Here is a 24900-nt window from a genome sequence, read left to right as displayed (position 1 = left end):
AAGTAGTCATTTGTCATTTGTCATTTGTCATTAATTATTCTCCCCCTGCTCCCTCATCCCCCACTCCCTACTCCCCACTCCCCCAAGATACTTTTGCAATAAACCAATGAAAACTTCTGGCATTTCCAAATGAGGTAATATTCCTGCATCTGCGATCGCATAAAAATCTCGAATTGCACTTGGATTTAAATTTGCCAAACGTCGTCCTAATTTGATGCTGGTAAATTGTGCCTTTTCTCCCCAAAAAATGACAGTAGGAACTGTCAGTTGTTTAATATATAAACTCAGATCAAAGTAAAGATCGCCGCGCAAAAATGATAAAGCGGCAAACTTGGCATTAGGCTGTTGTGCAGAGGTTAAATAAGCCTCTACCATTTCTTGAGATACTCGTTGTGACTTGGCAAACAGAAAACTTTGTAAAAAATTTCGGACTGCAATTTCATTTTCAGCACCAAGCATATAAATAAAATTGTCCAACAGAGGCGCATTGATTACCGAAAGCGGAAGTCTGCGTCCAGCACCCTGCCCAAAATCATCAAATCCAGAGGGGGACACCAAATATAGTGCTTTGAATAAATTGGGTTGAACAATAGCTAAACGAATAGCAAAAGCGGCTGTTAGAGATGAGGCTACCACCGTTACTGGTTGACGACAAGTTTCAATGATAAACTCTGCGATCGTGCTGAGATAATCCCTAATTTTATAATCCCGGACTGGATGAGCCGATTCTCCCCAGCCGATTAGATCGGGAGCTAAAATGTGGTAATTAGAGGCAAAAGCCGGGTAAACTTTAGACCATTCATACGCAGATGCCCCACCACCAAAGTTATGGATAAACAATAGTGGAGGTAAATTTTCAGTATCAGCGAAGGCCCAAGGTGCATTCGTTTGGGTATAGTAAACCATTGCCCCCAAGGATGTATGGATAAGTTTATGTCCAAAGCCGAGAGGTTGAAACTGAAGCATAAAATTAAAAAGTATAGTTTAATGGCACTTTACCCGAAGGCAAAATTACGAGGTATAAAGTCAAGCTTACCGATAAATATCCGAGTAAGTAAACATTTTGTCTTTTAAGCTATTCCATATTTAATTCGCATACAATTATCCTTGCTTTTGATTACTATCTCCTGTGATCTGAACAAGTTGATTTAGGTTATCACCACTGATGTGATAGGCTGCCCCAAAACCAATTACAAAACGGCCTTCACTAGGTGTTAGCTGGAAGATCCGAAAGTCAGACAAGCCGCGCAAAACCTCGATAATTTGACCAAACCGCCCTTGAAATTGCTCAACAATTTGATTCCACTTATCAGTTTCACGCTCTATCAAATTTGCCGTACAATCAAAATTTAAACGACGACGGGCAAAAATTAGATTACTCTTGGCTTCATCCTCGATAAACAAGACACTAACATGAGGATTGTCATAGAGATTTTTGGTATGAGTTGAAAGACCACTGACGTAAATGTAGATGTTTTTGGAATCATCTATTACAAAGGGAGCATAACTAGCATTGGGTATTGCCTGTGCGCTCACGGTGCTAATAATTACACTCTCCAATTTTTCTGGAAACTTTTCGTACTCAGCTTGAATGTCTTCAAGTTGGCTCATAAGTAAATTACCGTTTGATTAGGAACACCTCATTAAGTATCCTAACGTGATTGAGCGATGTCTACGACGGGCTATTTGGCGTCGCATGGAATGCCAAAGATTTGGCTTAAGGGAATAGGTTACAGGTTATAGTTATCTCCTGTACCCTTTCCCCTAATTAAAGCAATTCAGCATTATCCAAGCTCTGAGTACCGGAGGATTTGGAGAAACAAACATTGGGCTAAACTGAAGAAAGTTATGAGGACGCAAATATGACTGACAAAAATCGTTCTCAATGGGATTTAGGCAGGTTTATTGAAACCCTGACTTACTTTGAGGTAATTCCTTTCCTTAACTGGGTACAGCAGTTAATCCAAGGTCGTCCTAAGGATAATCAATATAGACCCAATGGAGGAAGAAATGTGGGTGTAATATTAGTAGCAGGTGCAACAGGTGGTGTAGGTAAACGAGTGGTGCAGCGATCGCTCCAACAAGGTTATAAAGTTCGCGCTCTAGTTCGAGATATTGACAGAGCCAGGTCAATTCTTGGTAATGATATAGACTTAGTAGTTGCGGATATCACTCAACCAGAAACTTTAACTTCTTTAGTTATGGCTGATATCCAAGCTGTAGTTTGTTGCACAGCAGTGCGCGTGCAACCAGTTGAGGGAGACACAGCAGATAGAGCCAAATATTATCAAGGGGTTAAATTTTACCAACCAGAAATTGTTGGCGACACCCCAGAAAATGTAGAATATCAAGGTGTTAAAAACTTAGTCCAAGCGGCAGGAAAATATTTACCCCAAGCAAACGAAAAACCAATATTTGATTTCACCAAGCCATCAGCAGAATTAAAAGATTACTGGGGGGCGCTGGATGATGTCGTTATGGGTGGCGTGAGTGCCAGTAATATTCAATTAGTAGAAAATACAGCTTTATTTGCTGGTAATGTCTCCACGGCTAACTCTGGCGGATTTGCTTCTATCAGAACCAAGAATTTTGATCCACCCTTCAATTTATCTGATTGCGAAGGTGTAAAACTGCGTGTCAAAGGTGACGGTCAGCGTTATAAAATCTTCCTGCGGACAGATTCAAAATGGGATGGTATTGGCTATAGCTATTCTTTCGATACCGTAGCTGATACCTGGATAGAAGTTCACATTCCCTTTGCAGATTTGATTCCCGTGTTTCGGGCAAAAGTTGTCAAAGATGCACCGCCAATTGAGCAGAATAGAGTTTGTTCATTCCAACTGATGTTGAGCAAATTTGAATATGATGGTGCTTTGAATCCTAAATTTTCTCCCGGTGGTTTTGCTTTGCAGTTGGAATCAATAAAAGCTTACGGCGGTGCTACTTTACCACAATTTATCCTCGTCAGTTCAGCAGGCGTGACTCGTCCCGGTCGCCCTGGCATTAATTTAGATGAAGAACCGCCAGCAGTGAAATTAAATGATCAATTAGGAGGAATTTTAACTTGGAAGTTGAAGGGAGAAGATAGTTTAAGAGAAAGCGGAATTCCTTATACGATTGTTAGACCTTGTGCTTTAACTGAAGAAGCAGGAGGGAAGGAATTAATATTTGAGCAAGGCGATAATATTAAGGGCAAAATCACCCGTGAGGATGTAGCAGAACTTTGTGTGCAAGCTTTAAAACTAGAAAAAGCTTCTAATATCACGTTTGAAGTAAAACAGGGAGATAATACTGTTAACTCTATCGATTGGCAGAAGTTATTTTCTGATTTAGTAAAGGATAAATAAGTGAAGTGACTACTACCGCAGGGCGGAAGTCAAAAATCAAAAATCAAAAGTTTTGTATATCAAGGTTTTTGCAAGTTTTAAAACGGTAGCTTGATTTCCGCCACGTTGTACTACAGGCTTAGACTCTGTAGGCATCCCAACATATCCTGTCTAAATAGACTGTTATGAAAAAAATCCAAGTACTAATATTTGCCGGGATTTTAGCAACAATTCTCTGGGGTGGGTTATTTGGAAACACTGCTTCATCCCAGCAAGCAGAGTCTCGCATCTACAATCTGGAAGCGGACTTAAATCGTGTCGAGTCACGATTAAATCAGTTAGAGTCTCAACTTGGTCGAAGCCGCCAGTCTCCATCTCCAAGAACAACACTTACCCCACGCCAGTCAACTGGTTCCAGAAGAAATTTATCACAGCAAGATCCGATGTTTGATAGGCTGGCAACTTTGGTGGTTGAATTGAAGCAACAAGTCAATAAATTAGAGACGCGAGTTTCTAAATTAGAAAGTCGCTGAGTATTTGAATTGCTCTGTGTCGTTTTGAAAACTTAACCTCAACCTCTTATCCATTCTTGGGTAAGAGGTTGAGGAAAAAGCTGATACCTCATTTTGACGATTTACTAACCATTCAGAAAACAAGTTTGAGAGAATTTTTAAGCGCAATATCTCGTCCAACTGTGGCTCAATGAGTTCCTCAACCAAAATCAGATGCGCCCCAATCGATGTCAATATTGGTTTGACAACTTGCGGTGGAGTTGCTGCAAAGACAGCAGCAGAAATTTCTGGTTTCAAGTCTGCACGGTTTAATATCCCTCGATATCCTCCTTTTCTACGTAGTTCTGTATCTTGAATATATTGATGAGTAATTTCATGAAAACTCATTTCACCTTCACCCAATGCGTAAAACAGTTCCATAGCCAAATCAAAATCATCTAAAACCACTTCATACATAACTACCTGAGCATAGTCAATCTGGTGTTCTACAAAAAAAGGTTCAACTTTATCTACAAACAGATATTGAGCTAATTTTGAAGAAATTACTGTGAAATAAACTAATTCTTCAAACTCATCTAGAGATAAACTATGTTTTTGTAGCCATGACCAGGTAACATCAGCGCTAGTCAAATTATTCATCAAACGCAAGCTATCTGCCGCTTGCTGTAGTTCTTCTGGCTCCACTTTAATCCCAACCTCTTCTGCCATCTGTGAAACAATCTTGCGAGTAATAATACCTTCTACCACAGAAGGGATTTGGCATGAAAGCTTGATTTGCTTGATAATTTCGTCTTGAGAAACAGTTAGCATATCTGACATAGTAGAACTCCTTAGTGATAAGATTGAAGCTAAAACTGGCAATTTTAAAAACGAAACAGGAAGAAGTAAGTTTTTGAAGCTTCTTGTTTTTATAGTTCCAAGCCACCTTTCTGCAACTTTTTAAACGGATCTAACACAAAATCAATAATACGGCGCTGCCGAACAATTACCTCAGCAGTTGCTGTTTGACCAGGTGTTAAAGCAATACGTTTGTTTCCATTTTGAATATAAGTTTGTGGCATCGCAATTTCTAATTCAAAATTTTCTATTTTACCTTGGGCAGTCTCTACAACTTTAGAGTCTGGCGAAATCGAGCGAAGTTTGCCTTCAGTTACTCCATAATCTTGGAAAGGATAAGCATCAAATTTCAGTTTTACAGGCATTCCTACACGGAGAAAACCACTTTCTTGACTGGGCATTTCGGCTCTAAATATCAAAGGCGCTCCCTGAGGTGCAATTTGAGTAACCATTTGCCCTGGTTGCACAACTGCTCCAGCATTATTTATAGATAACTGAAAAATTGTGCCATCAATAGGAGCGCGAAGAGTTTGCTGTTGGAGTTGAAATTGCAAAGACTGAATTTGTTTTTTGGTTTGGTCAATTTCTGATAGCACATCGACAATTTGAGATTGAAGTTCTTTAATTTGTCTCTGACTATCTAAAAGTGCAAGTTCACCTGTACGACTGATGCGTTGATTGGTGCTTTGTTGCTTAGTAATTTCGGTAGTAGCTTGTTCTCGAAGTCTCTGACGTTCAAACATAGCGCCTTCTATTTCTTCTAATTTACTTTTAGAAATAGCACCTTTTTGCCAAAGATATCGATAACGTTGTATTTCATTATTAGCTAATTTCAGGCGACCTTTTTCTAGAATATATACTTGTTTACTAGAATTAAGCCGTTGCTGAATTTGGTCAAGTTGAGCAAGTTGCTCAGACTCTTGAGCTTGATTTTGTAATTGCTGAGTGCGTAAAGACATTGTTAGTTGATTTTTTAATAGCTGAAGCTGATTAACTCGATTTTGCTGCCCCTCAAGCTTGGCTTGGGTTTGTTGTAGTTCAGTGCGATTTATATCTGATTCCAACTCCAGTAAAGTTTGCCCAGCTTTGACAGTTTCGCCTTCTTTAACCTTGATAGATATAACTTTCCCAGTAACAGGTGCATCCAATCTCAAGGTTCTACCCTGAGGTTCAAGCCGTCCTCTAGCACTACCTGTTTCGTCTACTTTAGATAGCATCGCTTAAGGTAAAACGATCGCTGCAAATATTATTAGCCAATATAGCAATCCACGTGTCCAGACTCGTGGCAATGTATCAATTAATTCTTTAGTTAAAGAAGACCAATCTTCACTCAGAGATGTAGAAGATTTTGGCTGAGGTTTTAAGTCCGCTTGAGTACTAGGATAATGACCGTTCTGATTGAACTGTTCTTGTGTCGTAAATTCGCTTGTCATTGTTAGTTCTCTCTCTGATTAATGAACACAAAATAATTGATTTAAATTGCTACAGTCAGTTGTTGTTGAACGTTGGCAATGTCTCGCAGCCGATTGACGCTAAAACGCTTACCCCAGTAAAGACCAACCATCACTAAGCAAGCTGCACCGCAATCAGATGCACTTTGTTGTTCAAAGAAGGGATAGCGGCGAGTGATGCGTTGCCATAAATGACCGATTTTTACGGTTGGGCTAGGAAAGTAGGCTTTATTAATTTTCTTCTTGAACTGGTTTTTTGGCTCAACAGTAAATTGGGGAAATATAACAGGCTCAGACGCTGTTACTGGGTGGTTGTTGGCTGATGGGGTAGCATCGAGTTCAGCCAGTTGTGGCATATATTGCAATGCAGTTTCCCAATGCGAACGGTTGAGGCTGTATAGTTGCGTTGGTTGAGTTACCTGCCAACCACGTTCTTTGGGTAACTGAGATAAGGTGTAAATCTTGCCAGCAGTGAGTTTGAGTCCTGATGTGTGCAGTAGTTCGCCGCGACGCAGTATCCAGAGTTGCTGGTCTTTAAGTAAAGAAGATGGAAGTTTATTAATTTGGAGATTGTGCTGCTCTAGGAGTGGTTGTATTTGCATTACACCTTCGTAAGCAGCATCATTCAGCACCGCATTTTGGCGACATAAAAGTAGTAAATCCCAAAGTACAGCTTGATGGTGAAGATGCTGCCCAATAGAGGGATATTTGCGGATGAGCGATCGCAAACAATCTCCTGGAATATAGCAAACTTTGAGATTTACCGAAGCTCTAGCAGTGTAAGGTTGAAATTCCTCCTCTGGAAACAGAGTTAGGTGAGCGAATGATGTTCCCGCACCTAAAGAAGCGATTAAATTATCGGTGCGATCGAGCAATCTGACTTTACCTGCCAGAATTATATAAATGCCAACGTTTGCGTCTGCTGCCTGCCAGAACAGTTTGCCTGCACTAGGCTGGAGAATTTCAATTTGTTTGATGCAGTCTGAAAGTTCTTGTTCTGAAAGAGTCTGACCCAGAGTTTGGGCAAGCTGTTGAGTGGAAAATTCTGTTTTGTTCTGAACCATGATTTGTTGGGAGTTTAACGCCAGAATTAATTACTTGTCTTAGCGAAATTCAATGACCACCGAAAATCAGGCTCTGCATTTGGTAGCAGGTTGCCTATAGTAATCCGAGAATTTTTTGTGTTATCAATTTCTTGCCCAACAGTTTTGCGTGTCTGTCGAGTTGAAAGTCCCATCTCTTTGAGCAAGCGGTTAATGTGGCAAGCACTAACTTGAATTCCTATCTCTTTTGCCAGATGCTTGCTTAACCATTGTCCTGTCCAGCGCTCAAATGAATAGCCATACTCACGCGGACTATGGCTTGCTAGTTCTTGCAAACGAGCCATATATTGCTTATTCACAGCTTTGGGACGACCCATTGCGCGATCGCTCCAATGGTGAGCTTGACCTGTTTGAGCGATCGTAATCCAGTGCCGTGCTGTCTCCTGAGAGCACAAGAGCGCTTCACAAATTTGAGTCTGAGATTGGCCTGCATCTGCCAATAATATGATTTCAATACGACGGCGGTATTCTGGACGTAAATCTGTTTCTAGACTCTTGAGCAAAAGCTTACGCTGAAACGCTGTTAAGTATAAACCTTGCTTGTCCACAGCAATTCCTCCTGGTATAACTTGCAATGCCCAGATAGAAATTAATCTGGACAATCCTTGACAACCTCTGTTACTTCTCTGAATCAAAACTCCGGGAATTCCACAACTCGTTACAAAGCTTTACAATAATCTGGTAAACAGTCACAAGTGTGGCTTTTCAGGCTTTGGCCGTGTGACAGGGTAAAAACAGCACTATATAGAACAAAAAACATAGCTTCAGTTTCAAATTAAATGATTCGGAGTCGTGACGCGCTACTGCACTGTACTTTTTCAGACAAAAATAAAATTATTTTTGAATATTAAATATTTGAATAATTAAAACATAACTACTGGAATTATGCATAAACAAGAAGTTTTTAAGTCTTGAAATTATAGATTGAATCTCCGAAGATTGAAATGTGATTAGGCAATATACACTAATCCAATTCAAAACAACTTCATCTAAGAGGAAAAATTCAATGGCTACTATTAACATTTCTGACTTGCATCCTACTGGTTCTGAGCTATTTTCTGATTCTGAAAATTACATGAGTGAACTAGGTGATAACGAACTGGGCAGTGTCAAAGGTGGTACAGCTACACCAGCTATACCAATTCTTGCTCGTTCCTCAATTAGATGTTTTCAGGCCGCAGTGGACGCGTCAGAGGCTATTGCTGATTGGTTGAGAGAATAATAGCCTGGTTATAAGCTGAGAAAAATAAAAGGTGGGCAACACCCACCTTTTATAAAATCTATTGATGCCTTGCCATCCGGAGTGTCTAAAAGATCGTAGCCGAGCGTGGCGTGGTCGTCAGCTACGAAAGCATGGGGCAATGATAACGAAGTTTGGGCAGTCCCTCACCAATCAAAAAAGTTCAATAAAGTTTAACTATGACATTTTTATTAAGCTCTCAAAATGTTTTCGACTACTTAGTTAAGCAGGAGCTATGTACTCAAAAAGAGAAAGCTCTGAATCAGGTCGAGCTAAAGGTTGCCAAAAACTTTAACTTATTACTGAGTTTACAGGACGGTCGTAAACTCCTCGTAAAACAGGAGCGTCACAATCAAGAAGGAAAAACGGCTGGCGAGTTCTTGAATGAATGGCGAATTCAAGAGTTTTCCCAACAATTTCCAGAGCTTAGCTACGTTCGCCTATTGCTCCCAGAAGTAGTTCATTTTAATGCAAATGATTCAGTCATTGTTTTCAACTACCTCAATGACTACTGTGATTTAGCTGATTTTTATACCAAGGAAAATGTTTTTCCAACTGTGATTGCAACTTCAATCGGCGCAACTTTAGCTACAATCCATTGCGCTACATTCAACCGTCAAAAATACCAGGAATTCTTCTCTCAAAATTCTGAAGATATACCCATTGCCCAAACTTCTAAATTTGCTCGTGGGCTAGAACGGATTAGTCCTGAAGTTTTCGGTCAGGTTCCCGCAGATGGACTTAAATTCTTTGCTCTCTATCAGCGCTACGACAGCCTAGGAAAAGCGATCGCACAACTCACGACTGCTTTCGAGGCTTGTTGTCTAACACACAATGACCTTAAGCTAAACAACATCCTTTTGCACAACGATTGGGAGCAAGCCCTTTCTAAAACAGAGCAATTAACTAATAGTATTATCCGGCTGATTGACTGGGAACGCGGTACTTGGGGAGATCCTGCATCTGATTTAGGAATGCTAATTGGCAGCTACCTGCAAATCTGGTTAAGCAGCTTAGTTGTTAGTAAGTCTATCGATATTGAAGAGTCTTTACGTCTAGCTATGACTCCTCTTGAGGTGATTCAGCCTTCTATTGCAGCCCTTGCTCAAGCTTATCTTGGTAATTTTCCAGAAATTTTAGAGCACCGCCCTGATTTTTTGAAACGAGTCGTGCAATTTTCTGGTCTTGCCTTAATTCAACAAATTCAGGCAATGCTTCAATACCAAAAATCCTTTGGCAATACAGGTGTCTGTATGCTTCAGGTTGCCAAAACTTTGTTGTGTCGCCCTGAACAATCAATCCTAACTGTTTTTGGAGTGGCAGAATCTGAACTCACTCACCTAAGCCGTTCTCTCGTTTAAGTATTTTTAGTTGCACCTAAACCATTATGCAATTACTAGATTCTCTTCAAAGTCAACTGCTAACTTCTGCGCCAGATCAAGTACTGGATTCTCTTCAAGATATTGCCAATAATGTTCAAATCCAGTCCAATTTTTGTATTAGCCATCCAGCTTACAAACCCTTTGAAATTCCTGCTGAGGTAGTAACTCGTTTTCAACGAATACCTTCGGATCTCCAGAATAAGTATCTGAGTCTACAACTGCAAAGTTTTCTCTACGGCATCTATTACAACGGCTCTATGCAAGCTGCCCTAGCAGCAGATGCAAGTTCAGATAACTTAGCACCTCATCAGAATTTAGAGAACAATACTTTTTTAGGAGTAGACCTAGAGTTTTACGATCGCCTACATAAAAGCAATACCGGAGAAGGCTACTTTGACCCAGATTGGCAGGTGTTGCGGCAAGAATCTGATAATAGCCTCGCCGTGAGAAAGGGTGGTTTGACTTTGCATATTGAGCGCGATCGCCATTTACAACCTACCGAGCAATCAGCATCTGTAGGCAACTTAGTCGCTATCCGTATGCCTCGTAATCTAGTTCAAAACGGATTTTACATGGCTTTACGAAAAAGTTAAAAGAATATTTGTTTGGAGATGCTGTTGATGGTCATTATTTAAGTAATCTTAAAGACTATCAACGTGTTGCCCTATCTCAGATTTTAGTCAACGATTTAACAGAGGCTAAAAAAGTAACTTATGCAATTCAAGAATTAAATGCGTCCTTTTGTGCTATGGCACTAGAGTACTCCAAAGGTAAACAGTCTAAACAAAATGGTGGCTTTGTTGGTGTTCGCTTTTTATCAGAATTAATGCCAGAGATTGTACAAGCGATCGCTCAAGCAAAAGAAGGTGAGGTAATTGGCCCAATACATACAAAACTGGGTTATCACATTCTCAGAATTGAGAAGCGCTTCCCTGCTGAATTCAATGAAAGTCGGGAGCAAGTATTAGAATGTCTCTTTCAAGATTGGCTACAAGCAAATACTGTCTCTGATTTACATGATTCTACAACGTCAACTAGAAAGTGACAATTTTTTTAATTAAATAGTGTAATACCATTTCTTTGTGAAGCTGTATTAAATTTCTTAATTTCTTATTTCTTGGCGTACTTGGCGCTCTTCTTTACGAGACGCTACGCGTTGGCGCAAGCCTTTGTCTGCGACACGCTACGCGAACGTAGATATGGCGGTTCGTTCTTTATTTCTTGTACTACAGGCGCATCTTCATACAGAATTGCTATAAGCTGGCTTCAACTTGCCCAGGAAGTTAAGCATGGCTGAAACCACAGTATCCGGCGACTCAATTAAGAAGCCATGACCCCCACCGTCGAGGACTACAAGTTCACTGTTGGGAATGCCTTGAGCAAGTTGCTGGGAAAACTTTAGCGGGGTGAGAATGTCTTGTTTACCCATTAGAACTAGAGTAGGACAATGAATTTGTTGTAGGCGGTTTGTTGTGTCAAAGTCAAGCATGGCTCGGCTATGATGATAGAGTGAATGAGCCGCAGGTGGGAAAGGATATCTGATTGCAAATTCAATTAGTCCTTCGATCATCCCAGGAATCGAGTAGAAGGTATCTGTAAATATCCAAGGTAATACGACTTTTTCATAAAGTTTCAAGTCTACATTTTTGCAGAGGTCGCCCCAAGTCTCGATAATGCTGTTAAATAATCCATCACCCTTTGCCAAGGACGAAAGTAGTATCAGACTTTCTACCTTTTTAGGATGTGCTAACACTAACTCTTGGGCTATCTGGCCACCCATTGAATGACCTGCTACATGGATCTTATTAATCCCAATACAATCGAGCAATGCTGCAACGTCATTAGCCATCTGCTTCAGATTATAGGGGTTTTCAGGAGCAGAAGTGCGCCCCATACCTCGGTTGTCTAAGCGAATGACTTGATACTGCGAAACCAGCGATGGCATAATCAACGACCAATAGGCATGATCGCAAAGGAAACCAGCTATTAATAGCAAAGGCTCACCCTTTCCCTTAATGTCGTAGAACAAATCAATCCCGTTAATCTGAACTTTGGGCATAGTAAATAATTCTCTTGAGCAGGGATGGACAAGCCTACACTCCTATGTCTTAAATCTCTCGTCCACCGGAATTTGATAGCCGTTGGCGAGGCGATTAGTCATGTTGGCAGTGGCTGCGATCGCCATTAGTTCCCCGAACATGTTATCATTCATACCCTTGGCTCGCGCCCCTGCTGTGTGCGAGGCGACGCAATACTCACAGCCATTCGTCGCACTCACGGCGATGTAGATTAGTTCGCGCATCAGTGGGTCAATCTCACCGGGGCCAGTCATCACTTCTTTCACTGCTTGCCAAGTTCGTTGCAAGGTAGGGGGATGATTGGCTATAGCTTTCCAAAAGTTATTGATATAGTCATTCTGGCGTGTAGCGCGGATGTCGTCATATACTGCACGTACTTCGTCGCTGGCTTCTTCGTATTCAATCAGCTTAGTCATCGAAAATTTGGGTAGAAACCCCGTCCTTTTATAGATCCCAAAATGTAGGATACTACGTTTTTAGCTGCGGACATTAGCGGTGATGAAATTCGACCTCTTTTTCCAGAATCTTGATATCATAGCTACCAAAGAAATCGTGGCCCAGTAAGCCGATGCTTGCTTTTGGTGCGATCGCTACCCCAAGATTATTGGTTGTAACTCCACCTACTGCGATAGACTTTAGCTTACCGGTTGGAAATTCTACTTGGCTACCATCGGCAATTTGGGCTTGCATTGTCCCTGTAGGCTGGAGTTCAAGTGTATTCGCCATCCCTTGAGTGATGATAGTTTCACTAGAACCTGTATCTACAATCATTTCAAAGGTTTTTTTGTTGTTGAACGTGACATCAATCACAGGAGTTCCACCAAAGCGGCGTTTGATTGGGACTCGAAAAACTTTCTTCTCTGAAGCTACGGGTACATTGCCACAAAGCCTTCCCAATCCAACGGTTTTACCAGAGGAGGTTATCATGTAACATGCTCCTGGATCGTCAGCTGTTGCCTGATGAGAGAATGCTAAAAATATCAGCGTCGGCATTAGTCCGATTGCAGTTAGGTTAACGGTTGTAATCCAACGCCTCCAAGCATTCTTCATGTTATATTTTCTCCAATTTCGCTGAGTTTTTTAATAGCTTAACTTATCATAATCGCTGCAATAATTGGTACTATAAATTCATATTTTCAAAATAAAAAGCTAATTTTTATAAACTTTTATACAACAAAATATAAAATAATTAGTGTTATTTTTGTTACAAGTATTGTCTATATTAATCACACAACTTTTGTATTTTTAAGTTATTTATTAATGTTTTTACTTTACTGTTTGTTTAAATGTCTCCAAAAGATTAAATTGCATTTAACTCAATACATTTTATCTATAATTACTGATTGATAAATTAAAGATTAAGTAAAGACATGATAAAACTGCTTAGAGCACATTAAATCTAACAGGCTAAGAAGTTAAATAAGATACATTAGTGATTATTCAAGGGTTTCTGCTGCATGTACAGCAGTTGCGATCGCATTTTTCACAGCAATATCTTTTTGTTCTAAGATGATATTTTCATTAATAGTACGCCCAGCAACTACAGCGCAAACACCAGCAGCAGCAAAATTATACACTCCTGCCATTTTAAACAGAGTGCCGCATTCCATCTCATAATTCAAGATATTTAATCGCCGATATTCTTCTGTAATACCATGCAGCGATCGCATTAAATTTGGATTCGCTGAATCAGTGCGTTCTTGTCCTTCGTAAAAAGTATCAACTGATGCCGTAATTCCTATGTAATGTTCAACCTTTAATTCTCGTGCGGCTTTAACTAAAGCGACTGTCAGAAAAGGATCGGCTGCGGCTGGATATTCCACAGGTGCAATATCATTTGCTGCACCTTGGCGACACAATGCTGCACTGCTAATAATAATGCTACCAACTGGTATATAAGGTTGAATGGAACCACAAGTTCCAATACGAATAATTTGCCTGATTCCTACTTGTATTAGCTCATTGACCACAATACTTAATGAAGGCGCACCCATACCACTAGTAGCTGATAAGATGGTGCGACCATTAGGTAAGTATCCTATGTAGCTATTGAGTCCACGATTTTCTGACAAAACGCGCACATCTTGTAAATACGTTTGGGCAATTAGACGCGATCGCTCTGGATCGCCAGATAATAGGGCAATAGTGGGAGGCGATGAACCTAAATCGTCTTGTCCAAAGCCAATGTGATAAAAGCGTTTATTTGGCATAGAATGACAATTTACCCCTCTTCTGTCACTCTCCGGCGCTAGCAAGTAGTAACTAAGTGAAATTATCCAGAAGCATAACAAGGTTTAAATTGATTCATTTCACTAATTAATTGATTGAATCCCAGCAATAAATTAGAATTTGGGAAAATATGTATCCAGGGATAAATCAACCAAAATAGTAAGAGTGGTTGGGCAATGAGACGCAGATTATTTAAAGTATTCTTCCATCCGCATTCATGGTTCCATTGTTGATGATTAGAAAAATCAACATCACTATTTTCTTGTACCTCAGTTTCAATTTGACGAGATTTATTTAAGCCTAACAAGGGTGGAGAATTTAAACTAATCATTGTGTAAACACAAAAAATAATTTCCCACCATCTCTCAATATGTTGAAAATTGGTGAAACGATAATCTGTCCAACCTAGTTCCTGTTTACACTGTCGAAAACCATATTCTACCCAGGTTCTTAACCCATATAAATCTCCTAAAATCTTCTTGAGATTACCTTGAAGATTTGTCATCACAAAAGAAGTAGAATTCTCTGGCATGATTTCTGGGTCAGTAGTTATTTCCCAGTAATTTATGGCTCTTTTTTTACCATAAATTATTTCTCTAATGTATCTAGTTTCTGATTTTTCATTGCTAAATATTCTGTTAAATTTACACCACTTATTTGCTCTAACGCTCTGCCCTGCTGGAAGCCAGACTCCATGATTACTTCTTTAAACAGGTCTTTATACTCTGCACAATATTCATCTATGGTAGCAACTGTTGGGTGAGCATCTCTTGCCAAATGTTTTAAGATTTGTAATTCTACATCCATTGCCCTATCTACCTTTCAGGGTTTTATTTTTTTATTCTTTTATTCAGAATACCCGGAAAGTGACAGAAGAGGGGTATTATAAAGCTGAGGGATTAGTTGATTTGCGATGTCTGTTTTCCTCAATTAGCTGGCTATAAGGGAAAGCTTTTTGCGGATATTTGTAAAGATATTTTATGTATGAGTGCGTGGGAGTGTTGTCAAGATAAAAATAATATTCTTTGACATTTTCCCCGTGATTGCCCTCACTGTTGGTTAAACCAAATAGCCTTTCTTTCAGAATCGGGTCTTTTTCATTCCAAAGAGCGATCGCAAAACAAATTCGTTGGTAATTATCGCTAATCCCAGCAATTCCATCTTCGCCCTAACGGTAGGTGCGGGAACGAGCTTGATCGTGAAGAAAAGTCATCCCAGGCAGTGCCATGAGCACTGTAATCTTCTCGTACTATTCCCCACTGACGCATGATTTTTTGCTGGCATAAGTGGCTGATACTAGATTAATTATTTAATCTCTTATTATGCAATTAAGCTGCGTGACAGCCCAGAATTGGCATCCACGCGGCACAAAGTCGCGACAGTACTACGCGCTTCTGCCTGGGCAGCTATTCTTGCAATGCCCACTACTGACTGCTTGCTTGCCGTTTTACTTTGTTGTCGAGCCTCGATAAATTCGCTCCATTTGCTCTGGAGAAAGCACTGTCATTGGAAACCATTCATTTCCGGAAGTAGGAAGTTCCGAAGACGATTCAAATTCCCGTTGTTGAGTTTTAGTAAAATGTATTTCCACATTGCTATTTAAAGGTGGGGTCTCATCTATCTCCGATGGAGAAAGCTGATTTTGAGGCAAGACATAGGCGTGCTTTTGTGGATCGTATGCCAAAATTTCTCCTGTCTCAATTTGATAAATCCAAGCATAAATATTGAGTTTCCCTTGGTAAAGCTTGGAGTGAATCACCGGATAAGTCCGTAAATTTTCGATTTGGGTAAGCACATTCTCAGCAATAATTATTTCTAAGAGTTCTTCCCCTTCGTAGTGGCTATAATTGTCTTTTACCAGTCGTCGCGTTGCCTCTGTATACTTGAGCCAGTCATGTACAAGAGGCATTTCTACCCGCAAGCTGTCTAACTTCATTAACCCTTTCATAGCGCCACAATGTGAGTGACCACAGACAATAATTTGTTGAATATCTAATGCTTGAATAGCATATTCAATAGTTGCCCCTTCACCGCCATTAGTCGCACCAAATGGTGGAATAATATTACCCGCATTGCGAATAACAAATAATTCACCTAAGCCAGCTTGTGTAATTAGGTTTGGATCGATACGCGAATCTGAACACGTAATAAATAGTACTCTGGGCTTTTGACCATGAGAAAGTTGTTCAAACAGTTCTTCATTGGCGGAAAAATAACTACTTTTAAACTCGCGCAAACCTTTAATCAATTTTTTCATAGGAGTACCTAAATGAACAAGTAATACTTGAAACTTCTAGTAAAAATTCAGTTCTAAAATCCAGGGATTAGGGACGGGTTAATAACATCTGTAAATAGATTGACTTAATTGATAGTCTTTTGTCATTGCACCATCGGCTTAGTCAAAGGGTGAAACTTATTATTGCATTGTTTAACCAGTCTTGTGAAACTACCCTCTCTGGCCGCAGTTTAAAGTGGAAGAGATTGGCTTTGTCTCCAGCTAATTGCTCACCATTAATATCAATTTGATTACCGTTAGGACTGACAATTGTACTGATGCCATCGGGTGCAGCTACTACTTGGGCTTGCACTCTATTTATACTCAGAATGGCATTAAACCCCTGCATAATCTTGTTCTCCAACTTTTTGAGCCAGAATTCTAGAAATATTGCAACCATGCTGCTGTACAAGTTTTTTGAGTTGTGTGAGTGTTAAATGGTATGCTAATAACAAGCAACTAACCAGAGTATTCGGCTGTTATAGTCAAGCGAACGCTTTTTAAACGAGCGTTCGCTTGTAACTTTTCAACAACACCCCATCCGTGGCTTCTTGGTACTAAAAGCACCCGTAGTTCTTAGTGCAACAGTAGGTTTGGATGAGCGAAAAACTCCTCAATTTCGTCGGGGCAGCAGGGGTGAGTTTCTGAATCTTGCTTGACTGATAATCAGCGATCGCACTTTTGCATAACTAAGCTGTTATGTATACAACTTGCACAATCAGGGCGGGCAAGATGCCCACCCCACAACCATTTTGAAAAAATATTAGTGCAAATTAAAGGCGCAACAGCTTAGCACATTGAGTTAATATCTGGGCTTCACCAACTAATGGCAATGGTAATACCAATTCTCTATGAAGATGCACAGAATAAAACACTTGAAACTCCATGCCTGACAAGGAAATTTTTCTATGCAGCCTCACATCGATTTGGTATAAGTAAGTTCGTAGTAATCACAAAGAGTGCTTAGAAAACAATACGCTTTGTGCCTACTACAAACCTCATAGCGCAAGCAAAGTACTAGTACAGCACGGCGGAAATTAAGCTACCATTCATTTTAAAAGTTACAAAAGCCTTGATATACAAAACTTTTGACTTTTAACTTTTGACTTCCGCCCTGCGGCACTAGGTAATTACAGTTGGCTGTTCCCGTCCTGTAAGTTCGCGGATCTGGGCTATCTCCTGGGCAATAGTAATTAAAGAAGCAAGTGCTTCTTGTGGATCAAGGTCATGTTTGCTGGGATCTGGCTCGTAGCTTTCTATATAAACCCTTAGGGTTGCACCTTGAGTACCTGTACCAGAAAGTCGCACTACAATTCGAGAACCATCGGTAAAGCCAATGCGAACACCTTGTTGATCGCTAACGCTACCATCGACAGGATCGGTATAACTAAAGTCATCACTGTATTCAACTTGATAGTTACCGAATTGCTTGCCTTTGAGAGTTGGCAATAAAGAACGCAGTCTTTCTATTAAGGTATTGGCTGGTGCTGTCTGTATCTCTTCATAGTCATGGCGAGAGTAATAATTGCGTCCATAAGTCTGCCAGTGTTCCCGGACAATCTGCTCAACAGATTGTTGTCGGACTGCTAGGATATTCAGCCAAAACAGCACAGCCCATAGTCCATCTTTTTCGCGGATATGGTTAGAGCTAGTACCAAAACTTTCTTCACCGCAGAGAGTAGCTTTCCCCGCATCTAAAAGATTGCCGAAAAACTTCCAGCCAGTGGGTGTTTCATAGGATTCAATCCCAATCTGAGCAGCAACTCGATCTACTGCTTGGCTAGTAGGCATCGATCGCGCTACCCCGGCTAAACCCGCACTATAACCAGGGATTAGTTTGGCGTTGGCTGCTAACACTGCGAGGCTATCGCTAGGGGTGACAAAGAACTTACGCCCTAAGATCATATTGCGATCGCCATCTCCATCAAAAGCCGCCCCAAAATCTGGCGCATCCTCTGCGTATAAAATATCCACCAACTCATGGGCATAAACCAGATTTGGGTCAGGATGTCCGCCGCCAAAGTCTTCTAAGGGTGTGCCATTACGCACAGTTCCCACTGGTGCGCCTAAACGTTGCTCAAAAATGGCATGGGCATAAGGGCCAGCCACTGCGTGTAAGGCATCGATACTGATCTGAAAATTTCCTCTTGTTAATAGTTCACCAATGCGATCAAAATCAAACAGGGATTCCATTAACTCTTGATAATCATGTACGGAGTCAATCACCTCAACTACTGTCTCTCCCAAATGTGACTTACCTAAAGTTTCTAAATCTACATCTGGTGCTTCCAGAATTTGGTAGCTATCAATTACTTTACTGCGATCGTAGATAGCCTCTGTCACCTTTTCCGGGGCTGGCCCACCGTTGCTAATGTTATATTTCACACCAAAGTCACCATTTGGCCCGCCCGGATTATGGCTAGCAGACAAGATGATGCCACCAATAGCCTGGTATTTGCGAATAATAGCAGAAGTTGCAGGAGTAGACAAAATCCCCTGTTGACCAACTTTAATTCGCCCAATGCCATTGGCCGCAGCCATTTTCAAAATGATTTGAATGGCTTGGCGATTGTAATAACGACCATCACCACCCAGGACTAGGGTTTGTCCACGCAAGTCGCCTACAGAATCGAAGATGGATTGGATAAAATTTTCTAGGTAGTGGGGCTGCTGAAAAGCCTTAACTGCTTTCCGCAGCCCAGAAGTACCAGGCTTTTGGTCGCTTAAAGGAGTAGTAGAAACTTTATGGATCTTCATAGATAACGTTTAACAAAGCATTTTTCTTTTACAGCTTTGCATAAATTCGTTACAAAAAAATTGCCACATATATATAATTATGTACCCATTGATACGGTTCGGGTAAGCTGGCGTTGCAGGCAGGGCGGCTCTATTATGTCAAAGTTTCAAGGGAAGGCTAATTTGAAATGTGGAGCCTTGACCTAGCATACTATTTACAGTAATTTGCCCTCCGCATCGTTGCACAATTTGTTGAGCGATCGCAAGTCCAAGTCCAAAGCCGCCTGTTTGCCGAGATCGGACAGTATCTACACGATAAAAACGATCAAATATATGTGGCAAATCAGTGGAGGGAATGCCAATCCCGTTGTCTTTGACCTGAATGATTGCGTAGTGAGACTGGGGAAAAAGATGTAATTCTACCTTACCGTCTGCTGGTGTGTACTTGAAGGCATTAGTCAGAAGATTAATCACAGCTTGTTTGAGCAAATTAGCATCGGCTTTTAACATGATGGGATGCTCTGGAAGGTGAGCATTAAAATTAAGACTTTGAGCAGGAGCAAGGGCTGCAAAATCCTGGGCAAGCGATCGCAATATCTCACACAAATCAACGGGTTTTAATACGGTTTCTGCAAGGGAACCATCATGACGCGACAAAAAAAGCAGATCATTGATCAGCGTACTCATAGACTTAGCAGTTTGGGCGATATTTTGCAACCGCAATCTTTGCTCCAACGGGTCTTCGGGGGGCATCAGGGCAACTTGGGCATTGCTCAATATCGTAGCAACAGGTGTACGTAGTTCATGAGAAGCATCGGCTGTAAATCGCTGCAATTGCTGATAAGCACGAAGGCTTGGTCGCATTGCTAACCCACCCAAAAACCAACCTGTAATGCCAATTACACCAAAGGTTACAGGAACCCCAAAAGTTAAAAATAAGCGGGCTTGGTTCAGATTAACGCGTAGAGAGTTCATTGGCACTGCTGCTTGGAAGTAGCCAATGAGCCGCTTATCTTCAAAAATAGGAATTGTGACTTGGCGAACCCAGGTTCTTATCAAATATTCAGCACCTAGTGGTAGTTGTAGCGTTTGAAATCCTGGTTCTGCTGTCAACTGGTTGTTACCCAATGAACCGATATATTGCAAAAGTTGTTTATCAGAGTTGTACCATCGCGCATATATTAGTCCACCATTTAAAGATGCTCCGTTTTCTATGGGAGTTTTGCTGCGCTGATTTCTCCATTGACTTTGATAAAGCGAGTATTGAGTCTTGGTAGCAAAAACTTTACTTTGTGAAAAAAGTTCGTCGTCAAAAACTCGCAACTGTTCTTCTACACTCAGACAATAACCCACCCCTGCAAAAGCGAACAAAATTCCACCCATTGATAAGGCGAACCAGTGAGCGAGATTACGACGGCTACGTTCAAACATTTGTCATTAGTCATTTGTCATTACTTTTTCATCCCCTGCTCCCTGCCTCCCTTTGACGGTTCACAAATTTGGCGGATTTATTCTATAGCCCATCCCATGCACTGTTTCTATCCAATCTTTGACACCAATGGTCTGTAGGCGCGATCGCAAGCGGCGAACTAAGGTAGTAACCGCGTTACTTTCTGGTTCATCTCCGCAACTCCAAAGGGCTTGCTCAATCTGGCTATGAGATAATACTTGCCGGGGATGACGCATTAAATACTCCATCAATTGAAACTCCCGGCTAGAAAGTTGAGTTGTCAACGAACCAAGTTCGAGCGTCAAAGTGGATAAATGAAGTTGCAAATCGCCCAAGCTAAGTATATCTCCTTGCCACATAGGCGATCGCCTTCCTAGTGCCCGGACTCGTGCCAATAACTCCAGGACATCCACAGGCTTTACTAAGTAATCATCTGCTCCAGCATCTAAACCTATTACCTTATCTAAAACCGTGTCTTTCGCCGTCAGCATCAATACAGGAGCCAGCTTACCTGCCCGTCGATATACTTGACACAATTCTACACCACTCACTTTAGGCAACATCCAATCTAAAATCAGCAAGTCATAGTCTTTGCGAAAGGCAAACCATTGTGCTGTTTCCCCATCAGCGATCGCATCGACTGTATGCCCCACCTTCAATAATGCTGCCCGCAGTGGCTCTAATTGCGATGGGTCATCTTCGACTAGTAAGATCAACATCCTGCTCAGGTTGCCGTAATTTTTGCTTGCTAATTTTAGATTAAAGTAAAAGTGACGGGAAACACTCAACCTTATACCTTTCATGCAGCAACTCCAACTTTTTCAAGCGTTGCGATCATTAGGCTTTGTGTTTTGGTTGTCCTTACCGTTGATTGGGTTAGTTTTTTGGCTGGGGAGCAACTTTGTCGGAGATCAGATTTTAAGTCGTTCCAACCTCACCAAGAAATATCTGCTAGCAGATACCCAATCGGCACGGCAGATTATGAAAAGAATAGTAGCGATTAAAGTGGAAATTCTTTCCCAAAAAGGAATTTCACGGGTGAACGTTAAAACCAGTAACTCAGTTCTCACAACGATAGTATTTGAATTTCCAATCACAGATATAAGCAAACTTGAAGCCGCTCTTAGTCAGGAGTTAGGCTTACCGCGCGATCGCGTTAAAGAACTAATAGTTGAGTCGAATGACAAATGACACTCACTAACCTTGACATTTCTCTGTCATATTTATCTAATAAACTACAATAAAGGTAACGTAATTTTACTTATATCTAAATAATTGACTGTTGATAGCGAACATTTGACTATTCACTGTTCACTTTCAAAGGTTAATTTTTAGCCCTTAACCCTCAGTAGCCCACCGTTAATTGCTATGGATACTTCTGAAAATCAAGTTTCAACGGTTGAAACCCAATCAGATAGTTCTGTGCCTTCTGAGTTAGCACCTACTCGTTCGCGTAAACCTTGGTTCTGGAGATTGCTGATCTTATTTCTGGCAACCGGTGGCATTATTCTATGGCGGATGTTAGCTCCTGGTGGCGCACCACGCTCCTCTGTTGCCCAACAACAAGGCCCACCTCCAAAACCAATTGAAACAATCTCCCTCGCAACTGGAAGTGCTACAAGAAGTGTCCAGTTGTTGGGACAAGTAGAAGCTACTCAGCAGTCAACACTCCGCGCTCAAACTAGTGGAATTGTCAAGCAAATTTCAGTGCAACCAGGCGATCGCGTGACAATAGGGATGGCGATCGCTTTACTCGACGATACCGATCAGCAATTGGCAATTAGCCAAGCACGAGCGCAACTGGCACAACAACAGAGCAATTTGGCCCGTTTGGAAGTCGGTACTCGAAAAGAAATCATTGCTCAACGTCAAGCGGCTGTCACATCTGCTAAGGCGCGAGAACTGGAAGCACGGGATAACCTGAAACGCACGAGTGATCTTGTTAAAGAGGGTGCTTTATCTCAAAGATTGTTAGTGGAAGCTCAAGCACAATTGAATAGCATTCAGGGAGAACGATTAGAAGCCGAGGCAGAACTTGCCGAAGCTAAAGCTGGGCCGATTCAGGAAGAAATTGCCGCTCAACGGGCAAATGTAGAAGCAGCTAAAGCCACCTTAGCTCAAGCAGAATTAGCAAAACAGCGAACTCGGATTTTGGCATCAGAATCGGGTATAGTCCAGACTCGCCATATCAGCAATGGTGATTTAGTCCAAACTTCTGGTCAAATTGTCACCTTAGTAGCAGGCGATCGCTTCGATATTTTCCTAGAGTTACCCGAAGAACTCAGTAGTAAAGTTACCCCAGGTATGACAATCGATCTCACAACTCGCGCCCTACCGCAATGGAAACAACGCGCCACGATCACTGCTGTAGTTCCTTCTGCCGAAACTGCTTCCCGTCGCCAGCGTGTGCGTGTCCAAATTAACAAACCCCCGTCAGGATTAATACCAGGAATGGCGATCGCAGGCAACCTAAATATGCCCTCAAATCGCCATAGCTTTGTGGTGTCACGAGATGCATTAACCAGAAGGCAAAACAAGTGGCTAGTTTTTGCAGTTGCTGACGGCAAAGCTAAACAAATTCCAGTCGAGATGGTTGCTGACATGGGTAAAAATGTCGCAATTTATCATCCCACTTTACGCACGGGTCAACGCATTGTGCTACGTGGCGGTGATGGATTGCAAGATGGTGCGCCTGTAAAGATAGTTGATCCAACGTGAACTACTCCACCGTAAGACGGACGGAGATTCCCAATTCATCGGGAATAGCCTCTAGAACTCCGTAGTTTTAGTTGGTCTGACATTCCCTTCAAGGGCAGGAGTCCTGGTTCCCAAGACCCAAATCTTTTTCTTCTCCCAAGGGGAGACGCCAAGGGCGATGCAACATATACCTAAAAGCTAATGGTTTTCGCTTATGGCATTGATGGTCAAGACCAAATAATCATATCAGAAAAACTTGGGGATTCGTCATCCATAAGCGTATTTGTTTTTGCTGACGCAAAAAAACAATACGCATTAGCCCTACTCACCCCCCGCTCCCTATCCCCACCTTATGAGTACGAGTACATTGTTCGCGTTAGCGTCTGTCTGCGACACGCTGCGCGAACGCAGAGAAGGTGGGGACTTCCGCGACCCATTAAAGAGGATGAATCGTCTCTTTCTCCTTTAACCTTTCCTTCTTCAAAAGATTGGAAACCTAGTTTGAATATGACTTTCTGAATTACTAATTAATATGAATTTTATTGAAACCGCCGTTCGTTGGCGACATGGAACTTTTGTTTTGTTTTGCTTGGTAGCAATGTTTGGGGTGTTCTCCCTACTAAAGTTACCCCTAGAATTGCAACCAGGAGGCGATCGCCCTGAAATTACGATTACAACTACCTATCCCGGCGCAGGCCCAACAGAAGTAGAAGACCTGATTACCCGCCCCATCGAAGAACAGATGCAAGAGGTGCTAGGTGTCCAAGAAATTAACAGTACTTCTCGTGCTGGACGCAGCAGCATTACACTGGAATTCGCTCAAGATGCCAAAGTTCAAGAGCGGATAGTAGATGTATTGAACCGCTTGCAGCAGGTAGAAAGCTTACCACCAGAAGCTCAAGAATCGAATGTAGAACTGGTGGGTGGTAACACTTCGCCGATGATGTGGATTCCCTTTGATACCAAAGAAGGATTTAAACCAGATGCAGACCGTTATCGGGACTTAGCAGACGAAGTGGTAATTCCCCGTTTGCGGCGAGTCGAAGGAACTGGACAATTTTTATTAGTGGGTGGACAAGAACGAGAAGTCGAGGTGAAGGTCGATCCGAAAGCATTGAGCGATCGCAACCTCGCAATTGGCGATGTAGTAAGAGTCCTTCAAGAAAACAACCGCGATATCCGGGGCGGCCCATTAATTTTAGGACGAAGAGAATATCGAGTCCGCACAGTCAGCCGATCGCAAGATTTATCACAAATTGAAGGTTTTGTGCTGCGACGCGACCAATCCGGCACAGTTTACTTGCGGGATGTGGCAATTGTCCAGATGGGGCGCAAACCCCAAGATAGTGCGTTAATGTTCAACGGCAAATCTGCGGTGGCGGTGGGTGTGATTCGTCAAATTGGGGCGAATGTGCCTGAAATTGCCAAAGGTGTCCGGGCGGAAATTGCAGCATTGCAAACTGAGTTCGACAGGGAAAACCAAGGAATTCGCTTTGTCTACAACTACGATGAAAGCGAATATATTAACCAATCTGTGGGTTTCGTTCAAGAGAACTTGGTTAGTGGTGGATTGCTAGCAATCAT

At 41.6% G+C, this 24900-nt stretch carries 25 protein-coding genes and 2 pseudogenes; 9 read left to right on the top strand and 18 right to left on the bottom strand.

What is annotated here, in order from left to right; genetic code table 11:
• Positions 1 to 30: 30 nt before the first annotated feature.
• Complete coding sequence (locus VE944_RS07740; RefSeq protein ID WP_324974708.1) at positions 31 to 966, bottom strand: alpha/beta fold hydrolase; 936 nt, start codon at positions 964 to 966, stop codon at positions 31 to 33.
• 135 nt (positions 967 to 1101) lie between these two features.
• Positions 1102 to 1611 carry a HugZ family pyridoxamine 5'-phosphate oxidase gene (locus tag VE944_RS07735; protein WP_324974705.1) on the bottom strand — a complete coding sequence of 170 codons (510 nt, stop codon included), beginning with the start codon at positions 1609 to 1611 and terminating at the stop codon, positions 1102 to 1104.
• A 251-nt stretch (positions 1612 to 1862) separates the two neighbouring features.
• Here VE944_RS07735 and VE944_RS07730 point away from each other — a divergent pair, with 251 nt between their 5' ends.
• A complete protein-coding gene (locus VE944_RS07730; RefSeq protein ID WP_324974702.1) occupies positions 1863 to 3347 on the top strand; it encodes a CIA30 family protein in 1485 nt (494 codons plus the stop codon).
• 164 nt (positions 3348 to 3511) lie between these two features.
• A complete protein-coding gene (locus VE944_RS07725; protein ID WP_324974700.1) occupies positions 3512 to 3859 on the top strand; it encodes a hypothetical protein in 348 nt (115 codons plus the stop codon).
• On the opposite strand, the gene VE944_RS07720 is transcribed toward VE944_RS07725, so the two are convergent.
• The 5 genes from VE944_RS07720 to VE944_RS07700 all read right to left on the bottom strand — a co-directional run bounded on the left by VE944_RS07720 (position 3845) and on the right by VE944_RS07700 (position 7777).
• Positions 3845 to 4657, bottom strand: a complete 813-nt coding sequence (locus tag VE944_RS07720; protein WP_324974697.1) for a peptidylprolyl isomerase — start codon at positions 4655 to 4657, stop codon at positions 3845 to 3847. The genes VE944_RS07725 and VE944_RS07720 overlap by 15 nt on opposite strands.
• Before the next feature lie 89 nt (positions 4658 to 4746).
• A complete protein-coding gene (locus VE944_RS07715; protein WP_324974694.1) occupies positions 4747 to 5892 on the bottom strand; it encodes a beta-barrel domain-containing protein in 1146 nt (381 codons plus the stop codon).
• Positions 5893 to 5895: 3 nt separating this feature from the next.
• Entirely contained in the window at positions 5896 to 6108 is a 213-nt protein-coding gene (locus tag VE944_RS07710) for a hypothetical protein (RefSeq protein WP_324974692.1), read from the bottom strand.
• A gap of 41 nt (positions 6109 to 6149) precedes the next feature.
• Entirely contained in the window at positions 6150 to 7190 is a 1041-nt protein-coding gene (locus VE944_RS07705) for a cyclic nucleotide-binding domain-containing protein (protein ID WP_324974689.1), read from the bottom strand.
• Between the two features lie 26 nt (positions 7191 to 7216).
• Positions 7217 to 7777: a helix-turn-helix domain-containing protein gene (locus tag VE944_RS07700; protein ID WP_324974823.1), complete on the bottom strand. Its 561-nt coding sequence runs from the start codon at positions 7775 to 7777 to the stop codon at positions 7217 to 7219.
• A gap of 458 nt (positions 7778 to 8235) precedes the next feature.
• Between VE944_RS07700 and VE944_RS07695 the strand changes: the two genes are divergently transcribed.
• From VE944_RS07695 to VE944_RS07680, 4 genes are all read left to right on the top strand, one after another.
• Positions 8236 to 8451, top strand: a complete 216-nt coding sequence (locus tag VE944_RS07695) for a hypothetical protein (protein ID WP_324974686.1) — start codon at positions 8236 to 8238, stop codon at positions 8449 to 8451.
• Positions 8452 to 8648: 197 nt separating this feature from the next.
• Positions 8649 to 9830 carry an aminoglycoside phosphotransferase family protein gene (locus VE944_RS07690; RefSeq protein WP_324974683.1) on the top strand — a complete coding sequence of 394 codons (1182 nt, stop codon included), beginning with the start codon at positions 8649 to 8651 and terminating at the stop codon, positions 9828 to 9830.
• 26 nt (positions 9831 to 9856) lie between these two features.
• On the top strand, positions 9857 to 10444 hold the full coding sequence (locus VE944_RS07685; protein ID WP_324974681.1) for a hypothetical protein: 588 nt from the start codon (positions 9857 to 9859) through the stop codon (positions 10442 to 10444).
• An 8-nt stretch (positions 10445 to 10452) separates the two neighbouring features.
• On the top strand, positions 10453 to 10896 hold the full coding sequence (locus VE944_RS07680) for a peptidylprolyl isomerase (RefSeq protein ID WP_324974678.1): 444 nt from the start codon (positions 10453 to 10455) through the stop codon (positions 10894 to 10896).
• A 195-nt stretch (positions 10897 to 11091) separates the two neighbouring features.
• On the opposite strand, the gene VE944_RS07675 is transcribed toward VE944_RS07680, so the two are convergent.
• From VE944_RS07675 to VE944_RS07625, 11 genes and pseudogenes are all read right to left on the bottom strand, one after another.
• Complete coding sequence (locus VE944_RS07675; protein WP_324974675.1) at positions 11092 to 11910, bottom strand: alpha/beta fold hydrolase; 819 nt, start codon at positions 11908 to 11910, stop codon at positions 11092 to 11094.
• 42 nt (positions 11911 to 11952) lie between these two features.
• Positions 11953 to 12345: a carboxymuconolactone decarboxylase family protein gene (locus VE944_RS07670; RefSeq protein WP_324974672.1), complete on the bottom strand. Its 393-nt coding sequence runs from the start codon at positions 12343 to 12345 to the stop codon at positions 11953 to 11955.
• A gap of 73 nt (positions 12346 to 12418) precedes the next feature.
• Positions 12419 to 12979 (bottom strand): retropepsin-like aspartic protease family protein, encoded by a 561-nt coding sequence (locus VE944_RS07665; protein ID WP_324974669.1) that lies wholly within the window; start codon positions 12977 to 12979, stop codon positions 12419 to 12421.
• Between the two features lie 386 nt (positions 12980 to 13365).
• Positions 13366 to 14139, bottom strand: a complete 774-nt coding sequence (locus VE944_RS07660) for a nucleoside phosphorylase (RefSeq protein ID WP_324974666.1) — start codon at positions 14137 to 14139, stop codon at positions 13366 to 13368.
• A 62-nt stretch (positions 14140 to 14201) separates the two neighbouring features.
• Positions 14202 to 14864, bottom strand: a pseudogene (locus VE944_RS07655) (transposase); the annotation flags it as partial.
• Positions 14865 to 15053: 189 nt separating this feature from the next.
• Positions 15054 to 15423, bottom strand: a pseudogene (locus VE944_RS07650) (MGH1-like glycoside hydrolase domain-containing protein); the annotation flags it as partial.
• A gap of 182 nt (positions 15424 to 15605) precedes the next feature.
• Positions 15606 to 16415, bottom strand: a complete 810-nt coding sequence (locus tag VE944_RS07645; RefSeq protein WP_324974664.1) for a carbonic anhydrase — start codon at positions 16413 to 16415, stop codon at positions 15606 to 15608.
• Positions 16416 to 16557: 142 nt separating this feature from the next.
• Positions 16558 to 16833, bottom strand: a complete 276-nt coding sequence (locus tag VE944_RS07640; protein ID WP_324974661.1) for a hypothetical protein — start codon at positions 16831 to 16833, stop codon at positions 16558 to 16560.
• A 722-nt stretch (positions 16834 to 17555) separates the two neighbouring features.
• On the bottom strand, positions 17556 to 19190 hold the full coding sequence (locus VE944_RS07635) for an alpha-D-glucose phosphate-specific phosphoglucomutase (RefSeq protein WP_324974658.1): 1635 nt from the start codon (positions 19188 to 19190) through the stop codon (positions 17556 to 17558).
• A gap of 138 nt (positions 19191 to 19328) precedes the next feature.
• Positions 19329 to 20600 (bottom strand): sensor histidine kinase, encoded by a 1272-nt coding sequence (locus VE944_RS07630; protein WP_324974656.1) that lies wholly within the window; start codon positions 20598 to 20600, stop codon positions 19329 to 19331.
• Between the two features lie 60 nt (positions 20601 to 20660).
• Positions 20661 to 21338, bottom strand: a complete 678-nt coding sequence (locus tag VE944_RS07625) for a response regulator transcription factor (protein ID WP_324974653.1) — start codon at positions 21336 to 21338, stop codon at positions 20661 to 20663.
• A gap of 82 nt (positions 21339 to 21420) precedes the next feature.
• Here VE944_RS07625 and VE944_RS07620 point away from each other — a divergent pair, with 82 nt between their 5' ends.
• From VE944_RS07620 to VE944_RS07610, 3 genes are all read left to right on the top strand, one after another.
• Positions 21421 to 21810, top strand: a complete 390-nt coding sequence (locus VE944_RS07620; RefSeq protein WP_324974651.1) for a hypothetical protein — start codon at positions 21421 to 21423, stop codon at positions 21808 to 21810.
• 177 nt (positions 21811 to 21987) lie between these two features.
• Positions 21988 to 23337 (top strand): efflux RND transporter periplasmic adaptor subunit, encoded by a 1350-nt coding sequence (locus VE944_RS07615; protein ID WP_324974648.1) that lies wholly within the window; start codon positions 21988 to 21990, stop codon positions 23335 to 23337.
• A 511-nt stretch (positions 23338 to 23848) separates the two neighbouring features.
• A partial coding sequence (locus tag VE944_RS07610; RefSeq protein ID WP_324974646.1) for an efflux RND transporter permease subunit occupies positions 23849 to 24900 on the top strand: 1052 nt, incomplete at its 3' end.

It is taken from the genome of Nostoc sp., from assembly GCF_035638895.1.
Taxonomy (GTDB): Bacteria; Cyanobacteriota; Cyanobacteriia; order Cyanobacteriales; family Nostocaceae; genus Nostoc.
This window is presented reverse-complemented; position numbering and strand designations above follow the sequence as displayed.

Coding starts and splice junctions, on each gene's coding strand:
- VE944_RS07645 (WP_324974664.1), bottom strand. CDS start 16,415: ATGAAAAAATTGATTAAAGGTTTGCGCGAGTTTAAAAGTAGTTATTTT.
- VE944_RS07720 (WP_324974697.1), bottom strand. CDS start 4,657: ATGTCAGATATGCTAACTGTTTCTCAAGACGAAATTATCAAGCAAATC.
- VE944_RS07730 (WP_324974702.1), top strand. CDS start 1,863: ATGACTGACAAAAATCGTTCTCAATGGGATTTAGGCAGGTTTATTGAA.
- VE944_RS07660 (WP_324974666.1), bottom strand. CDS start 14,139: ATGCCAAATAAACGCTTTTATCACATTGGCTTTGGACAAGACGATTTA.
- VE944_RS07685 (WP_324974681.1), top strand. CDS start 9,857: ATGCAATTACTAGATTCTCTTCAAAGTCAACTGCTAACTTCTGCGCCA.
- VE944_RS07635 (WP_324974658.1), bottom strand. CDS start 19,190: ATGAAGATCCATAAAGTTTCTACTACTCCTTTAAGCGACCAAAAGCCT.
- VE944_RS07705 (WP_324974689.1), bottom strand. CDS start 7,190: ATGGTTCAGAACAAAACAGAATTTTCCACTCAACAGCTTGCCCAAACT.
- VE944_RS07740 (WP_324974708.1), bottom strand. CDS start 966: ATGCTTCAGTTTCAACCTCTCGGCTTTGGACATAAACTTATCCATACA.
- VE944_RS07630 (WP_324974656.1), bottom strand. CDS start 20,600: ATGTTTGAACGTAGCCGTCGTAATCTCGCTCACTGGTTCGCCTTATCA.
- VE944_RS07735 (WP_324974705.1), bottom strand. CDS start 1,611: ATGAGCCAACTTGAAGACATTCAAGCTGAGTACGAAAAGTTTCCAGAA.
- VE944_RS07625 (WP_324974653.1), bottom strand. CDS start 21,338: ATGTTGATCTTACTAGTCGAAGATGACCCATCGCAATTAGAGCCACTG.
- VE944_RS07620 (WP_324974651.1), top strand. CDS start 21,421: ATGCAGCAACTCCAACTTTTTCAAGCGTTGCGATCATTAGGCTTTGTG.
- VE944_RS07725 (WP_324974700.1), top strand. CDS start 3,512: ATGAAAAAAATCCAAGTACTAATATTTGCCGGGATTTTAGCAACAATT.
- VE944_RS07690 (WP_324974683.1), top strand. CDS start 8,649: ATGACATTTTTATTAAGCTCTCAAAATGTTTTCGACTACTTAGTTAAG.
- VE944_RS07715 (WP_324974694.1), bottom strand. CDS start 5,892: ATGCTATCTAAAGTAGACGAAACAGGTAGTGCTAGAGGACGGCTTGAA.
- VE944_RS07695 (WP_324974686.1), top strand. CDS start 8,236: ATGGCTACTATTAACATTTCTGACTTGCATCCTACTGGTTCTGAGCTA.
- VE944_RS07710 (WP_324974692.1), bottom strand. CDS start 6,108: ATGACAAGCGAATTTACGACACAAGAACAGTTCAATCAGAACGGTCAT.
- VE944_RS07675 (WP_324974675.1), bottom strand. CDS start 11,910: ATGCCCAAAGTTCAGATTAACGGGATTGATTTGTTCTACGACATTAAG.
- VE944_RS07640 (WP_324974661.1), bottom strand. CDS start 16,833: ATGGTTGCAATATTTCTAGAATTCTGGCTCAAAAAGTTGGAGAACAAG.
- VE944_RS07615 (WP_324974648.1), top strand. CDS start 21,988: ATGGATACTTCTGAAAATCAAGTTTCAACGGTTGAAACCCAATCAGAT.
- VE944_RS07665 (WP_324974669.1), bottom strand. CDS start 12,979: ATGAAGAATGCTTGGAGGCGTTGGATTACAACCGTTAACCTAACTGCA.
- VE944_RS07670 (WP_324974672.1), bottom strand. CDS start 12,345: ATGACTAAGCTGATTGAATACGAAGAAGCCAGCGACGAAGTACGTGCA.